Source organism: Haemophilus parahaemolyticus (assembly GCF_018373095.1).
Lineage (GTDB): Bacteria > Pseudomonadota > Gammaproteobacteria > Enterobacterales > Pasteurellaceae > Haemophilus_A > Haemophilus_A parahaemolyticus_A.
In genome coordinates, this window is sequence record NZ_JAHAHT010000014.1 from 1 (window position 1) to 20,344 (window position 20,344).

Below are 20,344 nucleotides of genomic sequence, written 5' to 3' on the forward strand. Positions count from 1 at the left end.
TATAGCTCTCTGGATTGATACAGTAAAAAATGGTCGTGTTGACCAATTTATCAATGAATTAGTACCAAATAACCAGCTATACCAAGACACGGCTAATCACTTATTAGCTATGTCGCCAAATAGCGTAGAACCAAGCGGAAATAAAGAAGCAGTAAAAGGTAAATCTACAAAAAATGCAGATAAATCGACCGCTTCTCATGTAACAACCTTCTATAAATTGGCTTTAAATGCACAGCGTTTACGCCTTTTGCCAAACTTTGATAATGGTATCTTTGTGAACATTCCAAGCTACCAGCTCTACTACTATCGTGATGGTCGGCCAATTTTACATTCAAAAGTCATTGTTGGACGAATTGACCGAAAAACGCCCGTCATGCAAAGTAAATTGAGTAATGTGGTCGTAAATCCACCCTGGAATGTACCTCCAACAATTTTAAGTAAAGATATTATTCCAGCATTAGCACAAGATCCTACCATTGCCGAAACCCGCAATTATGAAATTCTTGATGCAAACGGTAACAAAATCAATGCATATGATGTAAATTGGTCTCAATATATCAATGTCAAAAACATCCCATATCGTATTCGCCAAAAAGCAGGGGATGACAGTGCCTTAGGTCGTTATAAATTTAATATGCCAAGTTCAGATGCGATTTACCTACACGATACGCCAAATCGAGGCTTATTTGGTAGAAGCTCACGTGCCTTGAGTTCAGGCTGCGTTCGTGTCGCGAAATCAGATGAATTGGCAACGCTTTTATTACGCGAGACAGGATGGTCTGCGGATAAACAGCAAAAAGTACTAGAAAGTAAAAAAACTACCTCTGCTCGCATTAACTCAGATAACCCTGTTTATCTCTATTATGTAACAGCTTGGGTAGAGAAAGGAAAAGTATTCACTTTACCAGACATTTATAAGTTAGATCAAAATCAACCTAAGCCCGTGCTAGATTGGCAAGCGGTCAAAAATGTGATCTAATTCGCAAAAATGAAAAATGCCGAGAAGAATTGATCGCTTCTCGGAACTTTTCTTTTACTTATGATTTCAAAAAGATAAAATTTATTCAACTCATCATGAGGTGAAGCATGTATTCAGTTAATCTCCAACGCCGCAAATGGCTCTCGTTAGGTGGCATTGTATTAGGCGCAAGCCTACTGCCACAACAAGTGTTGGCAAGCCTTTCTACGATAAAGCCTCTTGCGTTGCGTTTTCGTAATATCAATACAGGCGATACACACGCCGTCAAATTTAATGGCAACAATTTAACCTCTAAAGATTTAAAACAACTCAATTACTTAATGCGAGATCGCCGCACAGGTGAAGTAAAACGCATTGATCCTAATCTATTCGTTAAACTTAACCAACTCCAACAACGCCTTGGCTTACGCAATGCAGAGGTTGTGGTAATTAGTGGCTATCGTTCAGCAAAAACCAATGCCAAATTAAAACGTGAGCATCACGGCGTAGCAAGTAACAGTTTCCATATTCGCGGACAGGCGGTCGATATTCAACTCTCTGGTGTACCGCTAATTAAAGTGAAGCAAGCGGCAGAGAGCTTAAGCAATGGCGGAGTAGGTTATTATCCACGTAGTAATTTTGTGCACGTTGACACAGGTCCTGTACGCACATGGCGCGGGGTTTAAGCAAAGAATCAAGTGGTAAAATTTTATGTTTAATTTACAAATTATCCCTGTCAGCCCATTTCAACAAAACTGCTCAATTATTTGGGATGACAATAAAAATGCAGCTATTATTGATGCGGGCGATAATGCGGAAAAAATCATTCAATTCATTGAATCACAAAACTTAAAAATAGAAAAACTACTGATCACCCATGGTCATCTCGATCACATCATGGCAGTTAAAAAAGTTCGCGATCATTTTGGCGTCGAAGTATATGGCTCGCACAAAGCTGATCAACCTCTCTTTGAAGAACTCCCTCAAATGTGTGAAATGTTTGGTATTCCGCCAGTTAACGGTTTTTTGCCTGATCATTGGTTAAACGAGGGTGATAAAATCAGTGTTGGAAGTTTAAATTTTGATATTCGCCACCTACCAGGGCACGCTCCTGGTCACATTGGTTTCTTTGATTTTGAGAATAAAATTGCTTTTTCTGGTGATGTATTGTTCAAAGATAGTATTGGGCGAACCGATCTCTATATGGGCAACCTTGACCAACTGCTCGAAACCATCCGCACCAAAATGTTTGATTTAGATGATGATTTCATTATCATTGCAGGACATGGATCGCATACCACTATTGGTCGTGAAAAAATACATAATCCGTTTTTGAAGTAATTTTTCTGAGACACATTTAATAAATTAAACGGAAAATCAGATCAGGATAACCAAAAATTGCCAGAACTTGAGGATAAAGCTTACGCTTTTAAAGTCGGCTAGGGCGATAGCTCAAGATGGGCAGATACCGTGATCAAAATGCAGTTGCTATGAATTATTCTAAAGTAAGCGATAGCAATAAAGTAATATGATAAAAATCTGCATTCTTTTAAGTGAATTTGACCGCTTGAGAGGATGTAGATTTTCTTTTTATCGGGTTTTTATCAAATAATTATTGAATAATTTTGCATATTTATGCACAATAGAGCCAGTTTTTGATAAATACAATTTCATTTTAAATTTAAGGAATAGAATATGGCACTTTGGGGTGGACGTTTTACACAGGAAGCAGACCAAAAATTCAAATTTTTCAATGATTCATTACGTTTTGACTACCGTTTAGCTCTGCAAGATATTGATGGTTCAATCGGTTGGGCGAAAGCAATTACTTCGGTAGGTATTTTAACCGAAGAAGAGCATCAACAATTAGCTGCAGCACTGAAAGAATTACGTGCAGAAATTGAGCCAAAAATTGAGATCATTTTAAAAGATGATGCCGAAGATATTCATAGCTGGGTGGAATCTAAACTGATTGAAAAAGTAGGCGATTTAGGAAAAAAATTACACACTGGGCGTAGCCGTAACGACCAAGTCGCGGTTGATATGAAGATGTGGTGTAAAGCGCAAGTGATTGTAATGCAAGAGCGTATCCGTAATCTTCAAGAAAAATTAGTGCTAACCGCAGAAACTAGCCAACACGCAGTGATGCCAGGCTATACTCACCTTCAACGTGCTCAGCCAATCACTTTCGCTCACTGGTGTATGGCGTATTTTGAGATGTTAGAACGTGATTACAGCCGTTTAACCGATGCTTACAAACGTATGTACACTTGCCCGCTTGGTTCGGGTGCATTAGCGGGCACAGCCTATGCTGTAGATCGTGATGCATTGGCAAAAGATCTTGGTTTTAGCATTGGTACGCGCAACAGTTTAGACTCCGTTTCAGACCGCGACCACGTTTTAGAATTGCTTTCAAGTGCTTCAATCAGTATGGTGCACCTTTCTCGTTTTGCAGAAGATTTAATCTTCTTCAACAGTGGTGAATCAGCATTCTTGGAACTTTCTGATCGTGTCACTTCAGGCTCTTCATTGATGCCGCAAAAGAAAAACCCTGATGCGTGTGAATTAATTCGTGGTAAATCAGGGCGTGTATTTGGCTCATTAACAGGCTTGCTCACGACACTCAAAGGCTTACCACTTGCATATAACAAAGATATGCAAGAAGACAAAGAAGGTATCTTTGATGCGATGGAAACTTGGCAGGCGTGTTTAGAAATCGCCGCACTTGTGCTTGAAGATATTAATGTGAATGTAGAACGCACACGCGAGGCAGCTCAACAAGGCTACTCAAATGCAACTGAATTGGCTGATTACTTAGTCGCTAAAGGCATTCCATTCCGTGAAGCACATCATATCGTGGGCGAAGCGGTAGTTTATGCCATCAGTAAACGCGAACCGTTAGAAGCGTTATCTGTGGCAGAATTTAAACAATTCCATGCAGTGATTGATGAAGATGTTTACCCAATTCTATCGCTTGAATCTTGCTTAGAAAAACGTTGTGCGAAAGGCGGGGTAAATCCTGAACGTGTGGCGGAAGCTATTCGTGTGGCGAAAGAGTATTTGGAAGGATAATTTTTCTTAGGAAAAGGCATCATAAACAAAAGCGATGGATTTTACTTTATCCTCGTAAATCCATCGCTTTTAAATTATTCCACCGCTGCCGTGACCACAATCTCCAATTTCCAATTTGGATCGGCAAGTCTTGCTTCAATTGCTGCACGAGGTGGGGCATTATTCTCAGTAACCCATTCATCCCACGCTCGGTTCATTTCCGCATAATCGCCCATATTTGCCAGATAAACGGTTGCCATTAAAATTTGGCTTTTATCTGTGCTCGCTTTCGCAAGAAATTTATCAATTTCGGCCAACACTTGTTTAGTTTGCTCGTAGGCATTTTTGCTTGCGTCGGTTGGTACTTGCCCTGCTAAATACGCGACACCATTGTAAATCGCTACTTCTGAAAAACGATGGCTGACATCAATTCGTTTAATCATATTTTTCCTATTTTGCTTTTAACAACTCAATAATCTCTTTTAATGCCTTAATTTCATCATCTTTTTGAGCTAATAAGGTATCTTTCATTGTCAGTAAACTATTTAATTTTTCATTTTCTACTGTTAAGGCTTCATTTGTTCCAAAATGCCCATTTGTCACGTTATTTGAATTATCTCCGCCTAGAGAAAAGAATATTGTTCTGTCCTTACAAGTAATCAATTCTCCCATATCAATATTAAACACATTCGCAATTTGCTGTAATTTATCTAAATTAATACTGCTTTGTCCACGCTCAATTTTGGCATATCCATTCGGTGACATTGAAAGTTTCTCCGCCATTTCTTCTTGCGACCATTGATTGATTGATTTCTCTCATTACGCGAATTTTATCGTGGACTTCCATTTTGTTTCCTTAAAGTGCGGTTTTAGGTAGTAGCAGATAAGTTTTTGACACTGTTCGTTTGTGGTAAAAAATTGGAGTGAAGTATAACATTTACGTGAAATTTATCCAAAAATTTATAGAGTCGCTGATGATTAATAATGAGTATTTAAGTTATGCAGCTAGAATTTTAGCTGATACTAATAAAGGATTAAGTGGTTCAGAAATTTGTAAGTTTTGCACCCAATATGCTGTTGAATATGAGAAATCTATTCCGTATGCACGGCAACCTTTTAAACAAGGAACATCAAATATCAATAAAGCACAAGCATTAGAAGCCAATTTAACTTGCTTTGAGCCAGAACAACAATTTCTTATTATTCGGAAGTTATGTGAGCTAGATAAATTTTCTGATAATTCAAAAGTCAGCGATCTAAAACTAACTTTAGTGAAAAAGTATTCACATTTCGCTCCATTAGAAATCTCTGAGCAAATTCAAGAAATAGGAAACCAAGTTAGGCATTGGTTAGAGGATTATTCTGAGGCCAAAAAACATTATGAAAGTGCATTAGAGAAAAAGAATAACAAAATCTATGAAAGAAATTTACTGGATGATTTGCGTTGTTCTCTGGAAGCTCTAGTGAAAGATATTCTTCAAAGTAAAAGTTCGGTAGAAAATTTAAAAAGTGATTTAGGAAATTATCTTAAACAAAATAACGTTAACGTTGAAATAAGAAATCTCTACATTACTTTACTTAAATTTTTTCTTGAATACCAAAATAATAATGTAAAACATAATAATTTATTTAAAGAATTTGAAGTAGATTTCATTTTTAATCAAACCACTGTGTTAATGCAATTTTTAATTGTATTACACAAACAAAATTCTTAATCAACCATAAGGATCTTATAATGAAATTGACATTCTCAAAAACGTTATTAGCAACGGCTGTAATGCTAGGATTAACTGCTTGTAGTTCAGGTGGTGGCGGTGGTTCAAATGAACCAACAACTTCAAGTGGGAACAATACTGCATCAATTACTGTACCAAATATTGATACCAATAATTCTAACACGGTGAATAATTCGGCGAACTCAATGCAACCTAATGCAACTGTTCCTTCAATTACTCCATCGACATTTAAAGTTGGTTCTGATGGTTATGCTACGGGAAAGGCAACTTATGCATCGGCTGAAAGTTCAATTAGATTAGAAGCAGATTTTGATAATAGAACTATCTCTGGTAGTGCAGTAGGAGAAGCTGAAGGAAAAAATGTACACATTAATTTACACAGCACTACTTTATATAGAGGAACTTCTATATATAAACCTTCTGGAAATTATGCTCGTTATGATGAAAGATATACATTTAAAGGTAATGCATCTGCTATATATAATCAGGAAAATTTTTCTGGTCAATACTCAGGTATTATTTGGGGAGAATCTAGCCCATTCTCTGAAATGACAGTAGGATATGAAGTAAAATCTGAAAATGATCCAACTCGTGTAATGTCCGAAACTAATTACACTTTAGGTAGACAATAATTATTTTCCCACAATAACTTTATTGTGGGATTTTTTTCGAATATGAAATATAAACTTTTTTTCTTATATTGTTTATTTGGTAGTGTTGCTATTGCAAATGATACAACCTACTCTATTGTACAATTAGAACAAGATCAAAATCTTACAGAAAAATTACTTTCAGATATGCTAAGTATTAATCGAATGGATTTAGTGGATCGTTTGTTACCTATTTATCAAAGCTTTCCAGAGAAAAATCTAAGATTGGTTAATTACACCAAAATAAGGCAAGCGAGATTATTATTTTTAGATTATCAAAATAACAAGGCAAAAAAGGCTTTTCAGGCATTGCAAACGGAAGCAAATGTAAATGATGAAGAGCGGTCGATTATTCAAAATTATTTGCAAGCAATTGAAAACCGAGAACGTTGGCAATTTTCCTTAGGTGGGAATTATTTACAAACAAAGAACGTGAATAATACGTCCAACGAGCGACATATCGAAAACACGGGTTTTGTGAAAAATGATGATATGTTGCCACAATCGGCACACGGCTTTGCTTATTATTTTGATGCTCAGAAAAATTGGAACATAGCGGGTTCGCATTATCTGCATTTTGCAAATAATCTATATGGCAAAAATTATTGGGATAATCATAATTATGATGAAATTACTAACCGCACTTATTTGGGCTATCAATTCCAAAATGCTAAGTATAAGTTGGCATTAAAGCCGTTTTATGAGCGTCAATGGTTGGGCGGACATCGTTATAACTGGGCAAATGGTGCTAGAGCGGAATATAGCTTAAATCTTTCAAAAAATTGGCAGATTTCAACCGCACTTGAATTAAGCCAGCCACGTTATTTTACCCAAGCAGATCGCAATGGAACAATTAAATTAGCCTCTGTAACCTTTATTTGGCAGCCATCTGATAAAGGTTATTATTACTTAGGTTCGGATTTTATTCGAGAAACCACACGTATAAAACAATATAGCAATGATATGAAGGTCTTGAGAATAGGTTGGCGGAAAAATTGGGGCTATGCGATTGCTACTCAAATTAATAGCTCTATTGCGTTGAAACAGTATAAGGATTTTGCTTCTCTTGGTGGGATTTTGCCGTTAGATAAAATCCGCCGCGATAAAATCTATTCATTAAATTTAACGCTTTGGAAACAAGATTGGCAATACTTAGGCTTCGTACCGAAAGTGCAATTCCGTTGGAAAAAGCAAGAGAGTAATATTTCATCTATGTTTTCCTATTCGGAAAAATATGTGCAGATGTTGGTGGAAAAGGATTTTTAACTCCAGAAAAAAAGAAGCGGTCGAGTTTGCAAAATCTTTTACAAATTCGACCGCTTGAAAACAATAGATTACTCTACTTTCACAATCCAGCCTTCAGGGGCTTCTACATCACCAAACTGAATTCCTGTTAATTCATCGTAAAGGCGACGGGTAACAGGGCCTACTTCAGTTTCTGAATAGAAAACGTGGAAGTTGCCGTGATGTTGAATACCACCTACTGGGGTAATTACAGCCGCTGTACCGCACGCACCGGCTTCTGCGAATTGGTCAAGTTGATCGATATACACATCGCCCTCGATTGTTTCCATTCCTAAACGCTCTTTTGCGATATGTAAAAGAGAGTATTTGGTAATACTTGGTAAAATAGATTCTGATTTTGGTGTGATGAATTTATTATCTTTGGTAATACCAAAGAAGTTTGCTGCACCGACTTCTTCAATTTTTGTGTGAGTTTTTGGATCTAAATAAATAGCATCCGCAAATTTCCGTTCTGGCGTACCTTGTTCTGCCGCTAATTCGTGTGGAAGTAAGCTTGCTGCGTAGTTTCCGCCCACTTTCACACCACCAGTGCCCATTGGTGCAGCACGGTCGTAATCAGTCGTGATGAAGTTTGATGGAGACAAACCACCTTTGAAATAAGCACCCACTGGGCAACAGAAAACAGAGAAAATAAACTCTGGTGCCGCTTTCACGCCGATGTTTTCGCCCACTCCAATTAAGAATGGACGTAAGTATAAGGTTGCACCAGAGCCGTAAGGACCCAACCAATCTTGGTTAGCTTTAACCACTTCTTTACACGCACGTACGAATAATTCAGTTGGTACGCGTGGCATTAAAAGACGGTCTGCAGTACGTTGCATACGCTCTGCATTCGCCTGCGGGCGGAATAAGTTGATTGAACCATCTTTGCAGCGGTATGCTTTTAAGCCTTCGAAACATTGCTGACCATAATGAAGAGCGGTTGAACCTTCGTGAATATGTAAGGTATTGTCTGTTGTGAGTTTACCTTCGTCCCATTTGCCCTCTTTCCAGTGAGCGATGAAACGATATTCTGTTTTGATATATGAAAAACCTAAATTTGCCCAGTCTAAATCTTTTAAAGCCATTGTTGTGTCCTTTATTTTTGTGAGTGAAAATTTGAGATGTTTTGCATTGTAAGATAAAAAAGATGAGGAATGTAGAGGCAAGCGGTAGATTTTTGTGAAAATTCGACAAAATTTGAGCACTTAACTTATTTTAGATAAAACGAACCCCAAACTTTCGCTTGGGGTTAAATATCAAAACTGCAGATTAAGCAGGATGACGAGCTGCTACTTCTTTTAATAACGTTTGTAATTCACCTTTTTGTGCCATTTCTAACACAATGTCGCAACCGCCGATTAACTCACCTTCTACCCATAATTGTGGGAAAGTTGGCCAGTTTGCGAATTTTGGTAATTCTGCACGAATGTCTGGATTGGTTAAAATATCTACATAACCAAAAGGCACTTGGCAGTTAATAACCGCTTCTACTGCACGAGCAGAGAAACCGCATGATGGGAATTTTGGCGAACCTTTCATATAAAGAAGAATTGGGTTTTCGCTGATTTGTTTTTTGATTTTGTCGATAGTTTCCATTGTATCCTCAAAGAATTGTCGGTAAAAAGTTGACTGATTATATCAGCTTTTATGTGAATAAAAAATAACTAAAGGGTGATATCCCGACGCCCAATAATGGAATGCGAAAGTGTACTGCCATCGACCATTTCAAGTGATCCACCCATTGGTACGCCGTAGGCGATGCGAGTAGCTTTTACGTTGTATATTTTGCACATATCAGCGATGTAATGTGTGGTTGCTTCGCTTTCGACATTTGGATTCGTCGCTAAAATCACTTCGTGGAACGATTCATTTTCTAAACGTTGTTGTAATAAATCCAAGCCAATCTCACGTGGGCCAATACCATCAATAGGGGAAAGATGCCCCATCAGCACAAAATATCTGCCTGAAAATTGCCCTGTTTGCTCAATCGCTTGAATGTCTTCAGGCATTTCTACAATGCAAAGCTGTCCACTCATTTGACGACGTGGATTGCTACAAATCGTGCATTCTTCTTCTTCGGTAAAAGTGCGACATGATTGGCAATGTCCAATATGCGTCATTGCTTCGTTTAACGCTTTAGAAAGATGAAGTCCGCCCGCACGGTTGCGTTGCAGAAGATGAAATGACATACGCTGTGCCGATTTAGGGCCAACGCCAGGGAGTGCTCGTAGGGCTTCCATTAAATTTTCAAGTAAAGGGCTTGTTTGCATAGAGTTGAATGTTATTTGAAGGGGGATTTATCCCACACTACGATTAAAATGGTAACTTCATTCCCGCAGGTAAATTTAAACCTGCTGTTACACTTGCCATTTTCTCTTTTTGTAACTCTTCCGCACGGCGAACAGCATCGTTAAATGCGGCGGCTACTAAGTCTTCCACCATCTCTTTATCATCTTCCATCAATGACGGATCGATTTCGATACGGCGACAGTTATGAGCACCGTTGATTGTCACTTTTACCAAACCCGCACCAGACTCACCAGTTACTTCAAGTTGAGCAATCTCTTCTTGCATTTTTTGCATTTTTTCTTGCATTTGTTGAGCTTGCTTCATTAAGCCGCCTAAACCGCCTTTTCCAAACATAGTCGTTCCTTATATAAATAGAGATAAAAATAGACGGCTCATTTTACTGAACCGTCTAAATTTAGGCAAGCGGTGAAATTATCTTCCGCTTTTGCAAAATATGGAGAAAATTAAACCGCTTGTTCGCGAGCCACGGCTCGGTAGCCAATGTCACGGCGATAGAAACGCCCTTGCCATTGGATTTGTTCTGCCAATTTCAACGCAGATTGTTGTGCTTCATACACCGAGTTGCCTAATGCAGTTGCACAAAGCACGCGTCCGCCATTCGTGAGTAATTTATCACCTTGTTTTTCTATGCCTGCAAGAAAAACTTTTTGCGTTGCAGTTTCTGATGGAATGTCTGAGATTTCATCACCTTTGCGGTAATCATTTGGGTAACCTTCCGCTGCAAGTACAATGCCAAGTGCAGCTTGTTCACGCCATTCTGATTGAATTTGATCTAATTCGCCATCGCACGCTTTTAAGCAAAGTTCAACTAAATCAGACTTTAAACGCATCATAATTGGCTGGGTTTCAGGATCGCCAAATCGGCAGTTAAATTCAATCACTTTTGGCTGACCATTTGGCATAATCATCAAGCCCGCATAAAGGAAACCTGTGTAAACATTATTTTCGGCTGCCATTCCACGAACGGTTGGATAGATAATTTGCTCCATCACGCGTTGGTAGATTTCTGGCGTTACTACTGGTGCTGGAGAGTACGCTCCCATCCCGCCTGTATTCAAGCCTTTATCATCCTCGCCAACACGTTTATGGTCTTGACTAGTTGCCATTGGCTCGACATTTTTACCATCTACCATCACGATAAAGCTTGCTTCTTCGCCATCTAAAAATTCTTCGATAACCACACGACTCCCTGCATCTCCAAAAGCATTGCCAGAGAGCATATCTTTCACCGCCTCTTCGGCTTCGTGCATCGTCATAGCAACAATCACACCTTTGCCAGCTGCCAAGCCATCAGCTTTAATTACAATTGGCACGCCTTTTTCGTGTAAGTAAGCAAGGGCAGGTTCTACTTCCGTAAAGTTTTGATATTCTGCAGTTGGAATCTTGTGGCGAGCTAAGAAGTCTTTCGCAAAAGATTTTGAGCCTTCTAATTGTGCGGCGGTTTGAGTTGGACCGAAGATTTTTAAACCATTTGTACGGAACGCATCAACTACGCCAGCGACAAGTGGGGCTTCAGGGCCGACTATGGTTAAGCCGATTTGGTTCTGTTGGGCAAATTGCACCAAAGCGGTCAAATCTGTACCAGAGATGGCAACATTTTCAATGCCTTCTTCTAATGCTGTACCCGCATTACCTGGTGCAACAAAGACTTTATCTGCCAAAGGCGATTGACGTACTTTCCAAGCTAAAGCGTGTTCACGACCACCGTTACCAATAATGAGAATATTCATTTAAAATCCTTAAAATTAAACAAAGCAAACGATTGCGTAAGTTTACGCTATTTTTCAATAGACGCCTAGCAATAAAATTCACAAATCTTTTTGAAATTTCACCGCTTGAATTTTATACTTTTGCTTGATCAAAACATTTAAATCTGTATAATTGTCCCGTTCAGTCACATTTGTTTTTAATCCTTGCTTCCACAAGTTGGTGACTGGCTAAAGTTGGAGGCTGCTAACCCGTAAGGATAGTCAATGCGTCACTACGAAATCGTTTTTATGGTTCACCCGGACCAAAGCGAACAAGTACCAGCAATGATTGAGCGTTACACAGCATCTATCAAAGAAGCTGGCGGTCAAATTCATCGCTTAGAAGATTGGGGTCGTCGTCAATTAGCATACCCAATCAATAAACTTCACAAAGCACACTACGTGTTAATGAATGTAGAAGCACCACAAAGTGTAATCGATGAGTTAGAAACTAACTTCCGTTACAACGATGCAGTTCTTCGCAACTTAATCGTTCACACTAAAGCTGCAGTAACTGAAGCTTCACCAATGGCTAAAGCAAAAGAAAGCAAAGCTATTGAAGCAGCAGCTGAAGTAGAAGCAGGCGAATAATTTTGCCGATTGAAAATCGTTTGATTCTAACGGGTGAAGTCATTAGTTTAGTTAAACAAAAACAAAGCCCTTTAGGCATTCCAAATTACCGATTTTGGCTAGAACATCGTTCAAAGCAAATGGAAGTCAATTTAGAACGCCAAGCTTGGTGTAAAATCCAAGTGGTTTTAAACGGTAATCAATTTAGTTTAATAACCCAACAAATTAAGCTCGGTAGTAAAATTTGTGTAAAAGGATTTCTTAATACACATAAAGACTATAACGGCAATAGCCAATTAGTTTTACATACCGAACATATTGAATTTATAGATCAGGAGAAGCCAAATGGCACGTTATTTCCGTCGTCGTAAGTTCTGCCGTTTTACAGCGGAAAATGTTGTTGAAATCGATTACAAAGATATCGCTACATTAAAGAACTACATTTCTGAAAATGGCAAGATTGTTCCTAGCCGTATCACTGGTACTCGTGCGAAGTATCAACGTCAATTAGCTCGTGCAATTAAACGTGCACGCTATTTAGCGTTACTTCCATACACTGACAACCATCAGTAATTAAGGAGCGAGTACAATGCAAGTTATTTTATTAGACAAAGTGGCTCACCTTGGCGGTGTTGGTACACAAGTTGAAGTTAAATCAGGCTTCGCTCGTAACTACTTAATCCCACAAGGTAAAGCAGTTATGGCTACAGCAGCAAACATTGCTCACTTCAAAGCACGTCGTGCAGAATTAGAAGCAAAAGCAGCTGAAGCATTAGCAGCAGCACAAGCTCGAGCAGCACAAATTGCTGAAATCGCAGCAGTAGCAATCGCTGCAACAGCAGGTGATGATGGTCGTTTATTCGGTTCAATCTCTGCAAGAGACATCGCTGAAGCATTAACTGCAGCAGGTGTTGAAGTAGCTAAATCTGAAGTTCGTTTAGGCGAAGGTCCACTTCGTGCAACTGGCGAACACCAAGTTAAAGTTCACTTACATCCAGAAGTGAATGCAGTAGTTACTGTAAACGTAATTGCTGAATAATCTTTTAAGATTATAAAAAACCCAGCTGAGGCTGGGTTTTTTATATTTTTAATTTGATGTATCAATCTCTTCAAATGATTTCACTAAATCATCAATCGCTTTCATTTGTGAAACGAAGGCTTCTAATTTAGAAAGTGGTAGAGCTGAGGGGCCATCACATTTTGCGTTGTTTGGATCTGGATGCGCTTCTAAGAAAAGCCCTGCTAAACCAATCGCCATACCTGCACGAGCAAGTTCTGTAACTTGATCGCGACGACCGCCAGAAGCTGCACCAAATGGATCACGGCATTGCAGTGAGTGAGTCACATCAAAAATCACAGGGCAACCCTTAGAGACTTTCTTCATAATGTTGAAGCCAAGCATATCCACAACTAAATTGTCGTAACCAAAGTTCGTTCCTCGGTCGCAAAGAATCACTTTGTCGTTACCACACTCTTCAATTTTCTCTACAATATTTCCCATCTGGCCTGGGCTTAAGAATTGTGGTTTTTTCACGTTAATTACTGCACCTGTACGCGCCATCGCTTCAACTAAGTCGGTCTGGCGAGCTAAGAAAGCGGGTAACTGGATTACATCTACTACTTCCGAAACAGGTTGGCATTGATAGATTTCGTGCACATCAGTGATGATATTCACACCGAATGTATCTTTTAGTTCTTGGAAGATTTTTAACCCCTCTTCCATTCCTGGTCCACGGTAAGAGTGGATCGAAGAGCGGTTCGCTTTATCAAAAGAGGCTTTAAATACATAAGGCACGCCCAATTTTTGCGTAACTTCTACATATTTTTCACACACACGCATCGCCATATCACGGCTTTCTAATACGTTCATTCCACCAAACAGGGTGAATGGCTTGTTGTTCGCAACTTCAACGTTGCCAACTTTTACAATTTTATCGGTCATTTTTAGTCCTTACGGTAATAAAATAGGGAAAATTAGTGTAAAACTATCTCTTTGCCTTTTTGCTCAAGCTGCTTAATATCCATCTTTATCATCATCGCAGAAGGATCATCAGGGCATTGATCAACGAAATAGCTTAAATCTTCATAAGCTGCTTGGAAGCAATCCATCGTCGCAAAAATCATCCCACGATCACGAATTTCATACGGGTCATCAGGCGAGAAAATCAGGCGGAAGTTTATCATTTCTAGCACTTCTTGGAATTTTTTTTCTTTGGTTAATGCCATTTTAAAGAGCGTTTCTACCCGTTCTAATAATTCAAACGGCTCAGCTCGGCGAATTAAAACTGGTGTAACCAACACACCAACCATTGGTGGTTCGCCATCTAGCCATTTTTCTAAATCTTCAATGCTTAAAAACTTACCGTCTGCAGGGTTGATAAAAAGCGTTTCTTGGCGACCATCATAATGAGTAATTTCCGCACGCAAAATGATTTGTGTAGGGAAATTCACCGCAAACAGCGGAATGCCACATTTCGCCGCTAAATAGAGCAAAATTGCCGCAAAAGAGACGGGCATTCCTTGCTTAGTTTGCAAAACTTTATGTAGCACCAAATTATCGCTGTTGAAATAGTCGGTGTAGCGATAAGAAAATTTCATTTGGCAATAAATCACATCTAACAATTGATGCAATCTATCAAGCTCATTTTCGGCAGTAATGAGTGGTCTCACCTTGCGAACCAAAGCCGAAGTACGTGCACTACGTTGGCGAGGTGTTACGCTTTCATCCACAATTCCACCAATTCGATCCATCTCTTCATACAAAAACGTCTGCAATTTTTCATCACTTATGGTGGTTTTCGGCGACTCCAGTTCTTGCAAAATTTCGTTAATAATATCGTCCATTTGTCCTTCTTTTTTATTCTTTTTTACTTTTCTAGCTTTATTTCTCAGCCTTAGTAATACGATCTAAATTGGCATAATCTTGGAAAGTTTCAACCGCTTGCCAATGATTTTGGCGGAATATATGTTGTACATCGCGTGCTTGTTGCCAACCGTGTTCTAAAAATAACGCCCCATTTGGCTTTAAATAAAGCGGTGCATTTTCGATAATCTTTTGCAAATCTCTCAAACCATGATTATCTGACACCAATGCGGTTAAAGGCTCAAACCGCACATCGCCAATCTGCAAATTTTCATCTTCCGCATCAATATAAGGCGGGTTACTTACAATCAAATCAAACTGCTGATTTCCTAATGTGGAAAACCAATCGCTTTGCTGAAAACGAGCATTTTCAATCTGCAACGTTTGGCGATTACTTTCCGCAAGTACTACCACTTCGGGCTTAAAATCGACACCTAACACTTGTGCTTTCTGCTTTAATTCGGAAGCTAGTGCCAGTGCAATTGCCCCTGTCCCTGTACCTAAATCTAAAATTTGCAAACTTTCTTGACTTTCCAACCGCTTGCTTGCCCAATCTAATGCGACTTCAACCAATCGCTCCGTATCTGGGCGAGGAATAAGGGTTTCAGACGAAACTTTTAATGGCAAAGACCAAAACTCTTTTTCACCTAAAATATACGCCATTGGCTCTCCTTTCGTGCGGCGTTCCAACATCTGATTTATCTGATTTTGCTCTGCTTCATTCAGCTCTGTTTCTCCAAATGCAAAAATCGCAGAACGCGAGCGTTTTGTCACCGCTTGTAATAGCAAGTTCGCATCTAATTTCGCATTCAGATAAGGATCTTGGCTTAATTTTTCGGTTAATAATTGAGTGGCATAAGTTAGCCAGTCGGAATAGGTCATATTAGGTTTTATCAGTAGAGAATGATGTTAGGATAGCATATATAGTCCAAATAAAAAAATAGCACAGAATGTGTTGAAGCACACCATAATAAGTCAGCTTTTTGCTACTTTAAAATAAACATCGGAGTATCACTAATCGGATCGCGGTGTATGATCACATCAAGATCAAATACTTCTTTTAGTAGGGCTTCAGTCATTACTTCATCAGGAGTACCTTGTGCTATTACTTTTCCTTTTTTCATCACGATTAAATGATCGCAATAACGGCAGGCTTGGTTGAGATCGTGTAAGACGGTAATCACCGTTTTGCCGTTTTGCTGCATCTGACGCATCATATTCATCAGTTCTGCTTGGCGGTTAAGATCTAAATAGGTAGTAGGTTCGTCCAATAGCACTAAATCAGCATCTTGTGCCAATGTCATCGCCAAAAAGACCCGTTGTTGCTGACCGCCTGATAAATCAGATATTAACTGCTCAGCAAGTTCGGTTGTTTGGGTTTGTCGCATTGCCCAATCGACTAATTCTTCATCTTTAGCATTGAGCTTGCCCCAAAGATTGAGATAAGGCGAGCGCCCATAAGCGACTAATTCACGTACTTTGATACCTTCTGGCACAAGGTGTTGCTGTGGCAGAAATGCGAGTTCTTGGGCATATTCTTTAGGACTTTTTTGCCAAATATCATCACCTTTATGGGTGATTTTCCCTGCTTTGGGTTTGAGCAATCTTGCTACCGCTTTTAAGGTAGTGGATTTACAGCAACCATTCGGACCGATTAAAGCGATCACTTTGTTTTTGGGAAAGCTCAGCGATAAATCTTTTACGACAATCTTATCTTGATAGCCTAAATGTAAATTATGAATTTCAATTGTCATTATTTAGTTCTCATCAATAAGTAGAAGAAATAAGGAGCGCCAATAATAGCAGTTAGAATGCCTGCTGGTAGTTCTGTTGGCGGATCAATAATGCGAGCTAAAATATCGGCAATTTGTAGCAAAACTGCCCCAATCAGCACGGCAGCGAGTAATAAAGTGTGGTGTCTACCACCCACCAAACGGCGAGCCAGATGTGGTGCTACCAAGCCTAGAAAGGCAATTGGTCCACAAATTGCTACAGCAGTAGTGGAAAGTGCGACAGCAAGCACTAACACGCTAACTTGCACTTTATTCACCGTAACGCCTAAGGTAGCGGCTTTATTTTCACCTAGTCCGAGCGTATCGAGATCACGACATAAAATAAACGGCAATGGCAATAATACCAATACCCACGGGAGAGCTACATTCAAATATGACCAGCTTCTGCCCCACAGGCTACCTGTAAGCCAAAGCATCGCTGTGTTAATTTCCACAGGGTTAGTGAGCATTAAATAATGGCTAATCGCTGCCCAAAGTGCGGAGAGTGCTACGCCGATAATCGCCATTTTAAGCGGTCGGAAATTAAAACCACAAACAATCCATAAAATTACAAAAGATAACACGCCACCTAAAAAAGCGAAAATTGGCATCCAGTAAAATGCCAGGTTGGGTAAGAACATTAACACAGAAACGGCGACTAACCCAGCGGCATTATTGATACCTAAAATATCAGGTGAGGCAAGAGGATTACGTACTACACTTTGCACCAATACGCCTGAAATCGCTAAGGCACCACCTAATAAAATTGCCAACACCGCACGCGGCAAGCGATATTCCATCAGTGTGAAATAGTTTTTATCGCCTGGGTGGAACGCATTTTTTATTTCTTCAAAAGAAAGTGTGTAGGTACCTAATCGAATGCTTAATAAAAACAGTCCGAACATTAGCCCACAGGCAATCACATAAAAAGCGATTTTGTGAAAAGAGCTTTGCGTTTTCGCCATTAGTTTCTTCCCCGAGCAAAAAAGACAAATACTGGTGCACCAATTAAGGCTAACAATGCCCCAGCAGGCACTTCACTTGGGAAATTAACAGCACGGGCAATAGTATCTGCCACCAGCATTAGAATCGCACCAAGTAACATCGACATTGGTAATACTTTGCGTAAATCATAACCAATCCAATAACGTGCCAAGTGTGGCACGAGCAAGCCAATAAATGCCACAGGACCTGCCACGCTCACGCAAGAGCCGACAATCAATAACCCCATAATGTTGGCATACCAGCGGACACGAAACAGATTGATACCTAAAGAACGGGCGGATTCATCACTTAGGTTTAGCAAATTCAAGCGACTAGCGGAAAACAAGCAATAAAGTGCGGTCAATATAAAGAACGGAAATAGCGTGTACCATTCATTCCAACGAGCATGAGAAATTCCTCCAGCTAACCAGCTCATAATTCCGAAAGCGTGATCTTCTGCGATAATCAACACCATTTTTGTCAGTGCCGCACAAAGGAGTGATACCGCAATCCCAGCTAAAATCACCCGATTACGATCACCGTTGTTATCTTTCCAGCCATTACTAATCAGTATCACCACCAGCCAGCTAATACCACCACCCACGCTTGCCACTAACGCAATGCTATAGCCTGAGAGCAATACGGGGCTAAAGGCACTGGCAGTCACCATCGCCAAACTTGCACCCGAATTCACGCTTAAAAGTGAAGGAGATGCAAGCGGATTTCGAGTAATGGTTTGTAACAACGTCCCAGCCACTGCAAGGTTAGCCCCTAAAATCATGCCCACTAAGGCTCGAGGGAAACGCAAATCCGTGACGGTGATTTTAGCGAGATCATCTGCATTAGGGAAAAAGGCTTTAAGTGCTGCAAGCGGTCGAATTTCGATTGGATAATACAAAAACAGGCTTCCCCATAATAGGAAAGCCAGAAGACACAGGGGAAGCCCCCAACGAAAAGCTGTGTTCATCATTATGGTTGTTTTACGAAAGCTTCAATTTGTTTCGCCATAAGTTTGCTTGCTTCAAGTCCACGACCACGAGCCCACATATCGCTATCTACACTATACACGTGGTTAGCTTTCACGGCAGGAATAGCTTGCCAGAGTGGCTCTTTTTCCCATTTGCGAGCAATGCTTTCATCACGATAGTGAGCAATAAAGAGATATTCTGGTTTTTCAAGCACTAATTGCTCCAAATTCACTTCCACAAAGGCTTGATTCGTATTTGGTAATTGAGTTGGGACAAAGCCTAATACGGCTAAGAGACTACCTACATAGCCGTTAGTATTTTGTAGGTTGAATTTATCTTCACGAGAAGTACCAAAAGAGGCTTTTTTACCTCGCACTCCTAAGTTTTTCGCAATATTTACCACGAATTCATTATGTTCGGCAATTTTTGTTTTCATTTCGCTACTTTTACCTACAAGATCACCAATTTTTTGTGCAGTTTCAAGATTGCCTTGATAGCTTTCATGACGAGAGTCAAACATCACCGTTGGTGCAATTTTTTTCAACTCTTCAAACACAGCTGTGTGACGAGATGGATCGGCAATAATTAAATCGGGTTTAAGTGAGGCAATTACTTCTAGGCTAGGTTGTGAACGTGTGCCGACTGATTTCCACGGCTGAATTTTGTTACGCACTTCAGGCAAAATACGCTCAATTTTGTTGTCATCCGCCACACCTACAGGACTAACACCCACTTGAGCAAGGGCATCCACAAAAGAATACTCTAATGCCACGATTTTGCTTGGCGTTTTATCTAATGTGAAATCACCATTGGCATCTTTCACCGTAACAGCAGAAGCTAAGCCTGATGCCACTAATAATGCACCAGCAAATACAGTTTTGAGTAATTTTTGCATATAAACTCCTTTGAATAGATTTAATGTATAAAGACGCTCCGATTATACGATAAAAAATCGCAAATGAGAACAGTTCTTTTTTTTCAGAATATTATCTAGATATAGACATATTAAAATGCCTCATAAACATAAAGGGAGCTTATATGATCTGCTCCCCTTATGTTCTCGGTTACATATGTAGTGATAGAAATTGTAGTAATAGTTGTCATATTACCGTAAGTTAATTCACCGAATGATTTGTGACCAAATCCAGTTAATCCGTGCCGACATTGATGACCACAAACGTTTCTTAAATGCCCGCGATGTGCTCAATACCTTGCTTGAACAAAAAATTATCCCTGTTATCAACAAAAATAATGCCGTAGCAATCGAAGAGTTTAGATTGGATTTTTAAAGACGGGGATTTGAGCTTTATTAGCAAAGAAACTGTACTTAATATATTAAAAGCCGCTATAACAACTCATTGATGACATTAGGTTTAGAGCCACCACATAACATATTCAGACGTAAATAAAAATAACGCCTATTTCTTACAATGAATAGAAAGTAATA

General features: G+C 39.5%; 24 protein-coding genes and 3 pseudogenes. 13 read left to right on the forward strand and 14 right to left on the reverse strand.

Translation table 11 applies throughout. From position 1 onward, the window contains the following. From KH943_RS02765 to argH, 4 genes are all read left to right on the forward strand, one after another. The coding region (locus KH943_RS02765; protein WP_304107334.1) for a L,D-transpeptidase family protein at positions 1–979 on the forward strand (979 nt) is incomplete at its 5' end. A 107-nt stretch (positions 980–1,086) separates the two neighbouring features. After that, positions 1,087–1,644: a YcbK family protein gene (locus tag KH943_RS02770; protein WP_304107337.1), complete on the forward strand. Its 558-nt coding sequence runs from the start codon at positions 1,087–1,089 to the stop codon at positions 1,642–1,644. A 25-nt stretch (positions 1,645–1,669) separates the two neighbouring features. Next, positions 1,670–2,299, forward strand: a complete 630-nt coding sequence (locus KH943_RS02775) for an MBL fold metallo-hydrolase (RefSeq protein WP_304107340.1) — start codon at positions 1,670–1,672, stop codon at positions 2,297–2,299. A gap of 354 nt (positions 2,300–2,653) precedes the next feature. Further along, positions 2,654–4,030: an argininosuccinate lyase gene (gene argH, locus KH943_RS02780; protein ID WP_304107343.1), complete on the forward strand. Its 1,377-nt coding sequence runs from the start codon at positions 2,654–2,656 to the stop codon at positions 4,028–4,030. A 74-nt stretch (positions 4,031–4,104) separates the two neighbouring features. Here argH and KH943_RS02785 read toward each other — a convergent pair whose 3' ends face one another. Both KH943_RS02785 and KH943_RS02790 read right to left on the reverse strand, forming a co-directional pair. Further along, positions 4,105–4,452 carry a RidA family protein gene (locus tag KH943_RS02785; protein WP_304107346.1) on the reverse strand — a complete coding sequence of 116 codons (348 nt, stop codon included), beginning with the start codon at positions 4,450–4,452 and terminating at the stop codon, positions 4,105–4,107. A gap of 7 nt (positions 4,453–4,459) precedes the next feature. Further along, positions 4,460–4,856: pseudogene (locus KH943_RS02790) on the reverse strand (helix-turn-helix domain-containing protein). Between the two features lie 127 nt (positions 4,857–4,983). Between KH943_RS02790 and KH943_RS02795 the strand changes: the two are divergent. From KH943_RS02795 to KH943_RS02805, 3 genes are read left to right on the forward strand one after another with little or no spacing between them, the layout of a single operon-like run. Further along, a complete protein-coding gene (locus KH943_RS02795; RefSeq protein WP_304107349.1) occupies positions 4,984–5,724 on the forward strand; it encodes a hypothetical protein in 741 nt (246 codons plus the stop codon). A 20-nt stretch (positions 5,725–5,744) separates the two neighbouring features. Continuing rightward, positions 5,745–6,377, forward strand: coding sequence for a hypothetical protein (locus tag KH943_RS02800; protein WP_304107352.1), 633 nt, complete (start codon positions 5,745–5,747; stop codon positions 6,375–6,377). Between the two features lie 42 nt (positions 6,378–6,419). Next, positions 6,420–7,661, forward strand: a complete 1,242-nt coding sequence (locus tag KH943_RS02805) for a surface lipoprotein assembly modifier (RefSeq protein WP_304107354.1) — start codon at positions 6,420–6,422, stop codon at positions 7,659–7,661. A gap of 68 nt (positions 7,662–7,729) precedes the next feature. On the opposite strand, the gene KH943_RS02810 is transcribed toward KH943_RS02805, so the two are convergent. From KH943_RS02810 to purD, 5 genes are all read right to left on the reverse strand, one after another. Further along, entirely contained in the window at positions 7,730–8,782 is a 1,053-nt protein-coding gene (locus tag KH943_RS02810; RefSeq protein WP_304107411.1) for a branched-chain amino acid aminotransferase, read from the reverse strand. 169 nt (positions 8,783–8,951) lie between these two features. After that, on the reverse strand, positions 8,952–9,278 hold the full coding sequence (grxD, locus tag KH943_RS02815) for a Grx4 family monothiol glutaredoxin (RefSeq protein WP_005705415.1): 327 nt from the start codon (positions 9,276–9,278) through the stop codon (positions 8,952–8,954). Between the two features lie 68 nt (positions 9,279–9,346). Further along, positions 9,347–9,952: a recombination mediator RecR gene (recR, locus tag KH943_RS02820; RefSeq protein WP_304107357.1), complete on the reverse strand. Its 606-nt coding sequence runs from the start codon at positions 9,950–9,952 to the stop codon at positions 9,347–9,349. A 43-nt stretch (positions 9,953–9,995) separates the two neighbouring features. Then, positions 9,996–10,325, reverse strand: a complete 330-nt coding sequence (locus tag KH943_RS02825; RefSeq protein ID WP_005705407.1) for a YbaB/EbfC family nucleoid-associated protein — start codon at positions 10,323–10,325, stop codon at positions 9,996–9,998. A 110-nt stretch (positions 10,326–10,435) separates the two neighbouring features. Continuing rightward, on the reverse strand, positions 10,436–11,722 hold the full coding sequence (purD, locus tag KH943_RS02830; RefSeq protein WP_304107365.1) for a phosphoribosylamine--glycine ligase: 1,287 nt from the start codon (positions 11,720–11,722) through the stop codon (positions 10,436–10,438). A 243-nt stretch (positions 11,723–11,965) separates the two neighbouring features. Here purD and rpsF point away from each other — a divergent pair, with 243 nt between their 5' ends. From rpsF to rplI, 4 genes are read left to right on the forward strand one after another with little or no spacing between them, the layout of a single operon-like run. Beyond that, positions 11,966–12,331, forward strand: a complete 366-nt coding sequence (gene rpsF / locus KH943_RS02835; RefSeq protein ID WP_005705428.1) for a 30S ribosomal protein S6 — start codon at positions 11,966–11,968, stop codon at positions 12,329–12,331. Between the two features lie 2 nt (positions 12,332–12,333). Further along, positions 12,334–12,681, forward strand: a complete 348-nt coding sequence (gene priB, locus KH943_RS02840) for a primosomal replication protein N (RefSeq protein WP_111312797.1) — start codon at positions 12,334–12,336, stop codon at positions 12,679–12,681. Further along, positions 12,656–12,883, forward strand: a complete 228-nt coding sequence (rpsR, locus tag KH943_RS02845) for a 30S ribosomal protein S18 (protein WP_005705387.1) — start codon at positions 12,656–12,658, stop codon at positions 12,881–12,883. Before priB ends, rpsR begins: the two co-directional genes overlap by 26 nt. A gap of 16 nt (positions 12,884–12,899) precedes the next feature. After that, positions 12,900–13,349 carry a 50S ribosomal protein L9 gene (gene rplI / locus KH943_RS02850; RefSeq protein WP_304107372.1) on the forward strand — a complete coding sequence of 150 codons (450 nt, stop codon included), beginning with the start codon at positions 12,900–12,902 and terminating at the stop codon, positions 13,347–13,349. A 48-nt stretch (positions 13,350–13,397) separates the two neighbouring features. Here the strand turns inward: rplI and kdsA are convergent, their stop codons facing one another. The 7 genes from kdsA to KH943_RS02885 form a co-directional block, all read right to left on the reverse strand. After that, positions 13,398–14,252, reverse strand: coding sequence for a 3-deoxy-8-phosphooctulonate synthase (gene kdsA / locus KH943_RS02855; protein WP_304107374.1), 855 nt, complete (start codon positions 14,250–14,252; stop codon positions 13,398–13,400). A 32-nt stretch (positions 14,253–14,284) separates the two neighbouring features. Continuing rightward, positions 14,285–15,154: a SirB1 family protein gene (locus tag KH943_RS02860; RefSeq protein WP_304107377.1), complete on the reverse strand. Its 870-nt coding sequence runs from the start codon at positions 15,152–15,154 to the stop codon at positions 14,285–14,287. 37 nt (positions 15,155–15,191) lie between these two features. Continuing rightward, on the reverse strand, positions 15,192–16,055 hold the full coding sequence (gene prmC, locus KH943_RS02865) for a peptide chain release factor N(5)-glutamine methyltransferase (RefSeq protein WP_304107380.1): 864 nt from the start codon (positions 16,053–16,055) through the stop codon (positions 15,192–15,194). Positions 16,056–16,159: 104 nt separating this feature from the next. Beyond that, a complete protein-coding gene (gene fecE / locus KH943_RS02870; protein ID WP_304107383.1) occupies positions 16,160–16,927 on the reverse strand; it encodes a Fe(3+) dicitrate ABC transporter ATP-binding protein FecE in 768 nt (255 codons plus the stop codon). After that, positions 16,927–17,910 carry a Fe(3+) dicitrate ABC transporter permease subunit FecD gene (gene fecD, locus KH943_RS02875; RefSeq protein WP_304107386.1) on the reverse strand — a complete coding sequence of 328 codons (984 nt, stop codon included), beginning with the start codon at positions 17,908–17,910 and terminating at the stop codon, positions 16,927–16,929. Before fecD ends, fecE begins: the two co-directional genes overlap by 1 nt. Next, a complete protein-coding gene (gene fecC / locus KH943_RS02880; protein ID WP_304107389.1) occupies positions 17,910–18,899 on the reverse strand; it encodes an iron-dicitrate ABC transporter permease FecC in 990 nt (329 codons plus the stop codon). Before fecC ends, fecD begins: the two co-directional genes overlap by 1 nt. Continuing rightward, complete coding sequence (locus KH943_RS02885; protein WP_304107391.1) at positions 18,899–19,792, reverse strand: Fe(3+) dicitrate ABC transporter substrate-binding protein; 894 nt, start codon at positions 19,790–19,792, stop codon at positions 18,899–18,901. The genes fecC and KH943_RS02885 overlap by 1 nt, the downstream gene beginning before the upstream one ends. A 244-nt stretch (positions 19,793–20,036) precedes the next feature. On the opposite strand from KH943_RS02885, the pseudogene KH943_RS02890 reads away from it, so the two are divergent. Further along, a pseudogene (locus KH943_RS02890) lies at positions 20,037–20,177 on the forward strand (glutamate 5-kinase); the annotation flags it as partial. Next, positions 20,170–20,291, forward strand: a pseudogene (locus KH943_RS02895) (ribonucleotide-diphosphate reductase subunit beta); the annotation flags it as partial. The pseudogenes KH943_RS02890 and KH943_RS02895, both read left to right, overlap by 8 nt. Positions 20,292–20,344: the final 53 nt, after the last annotated feature.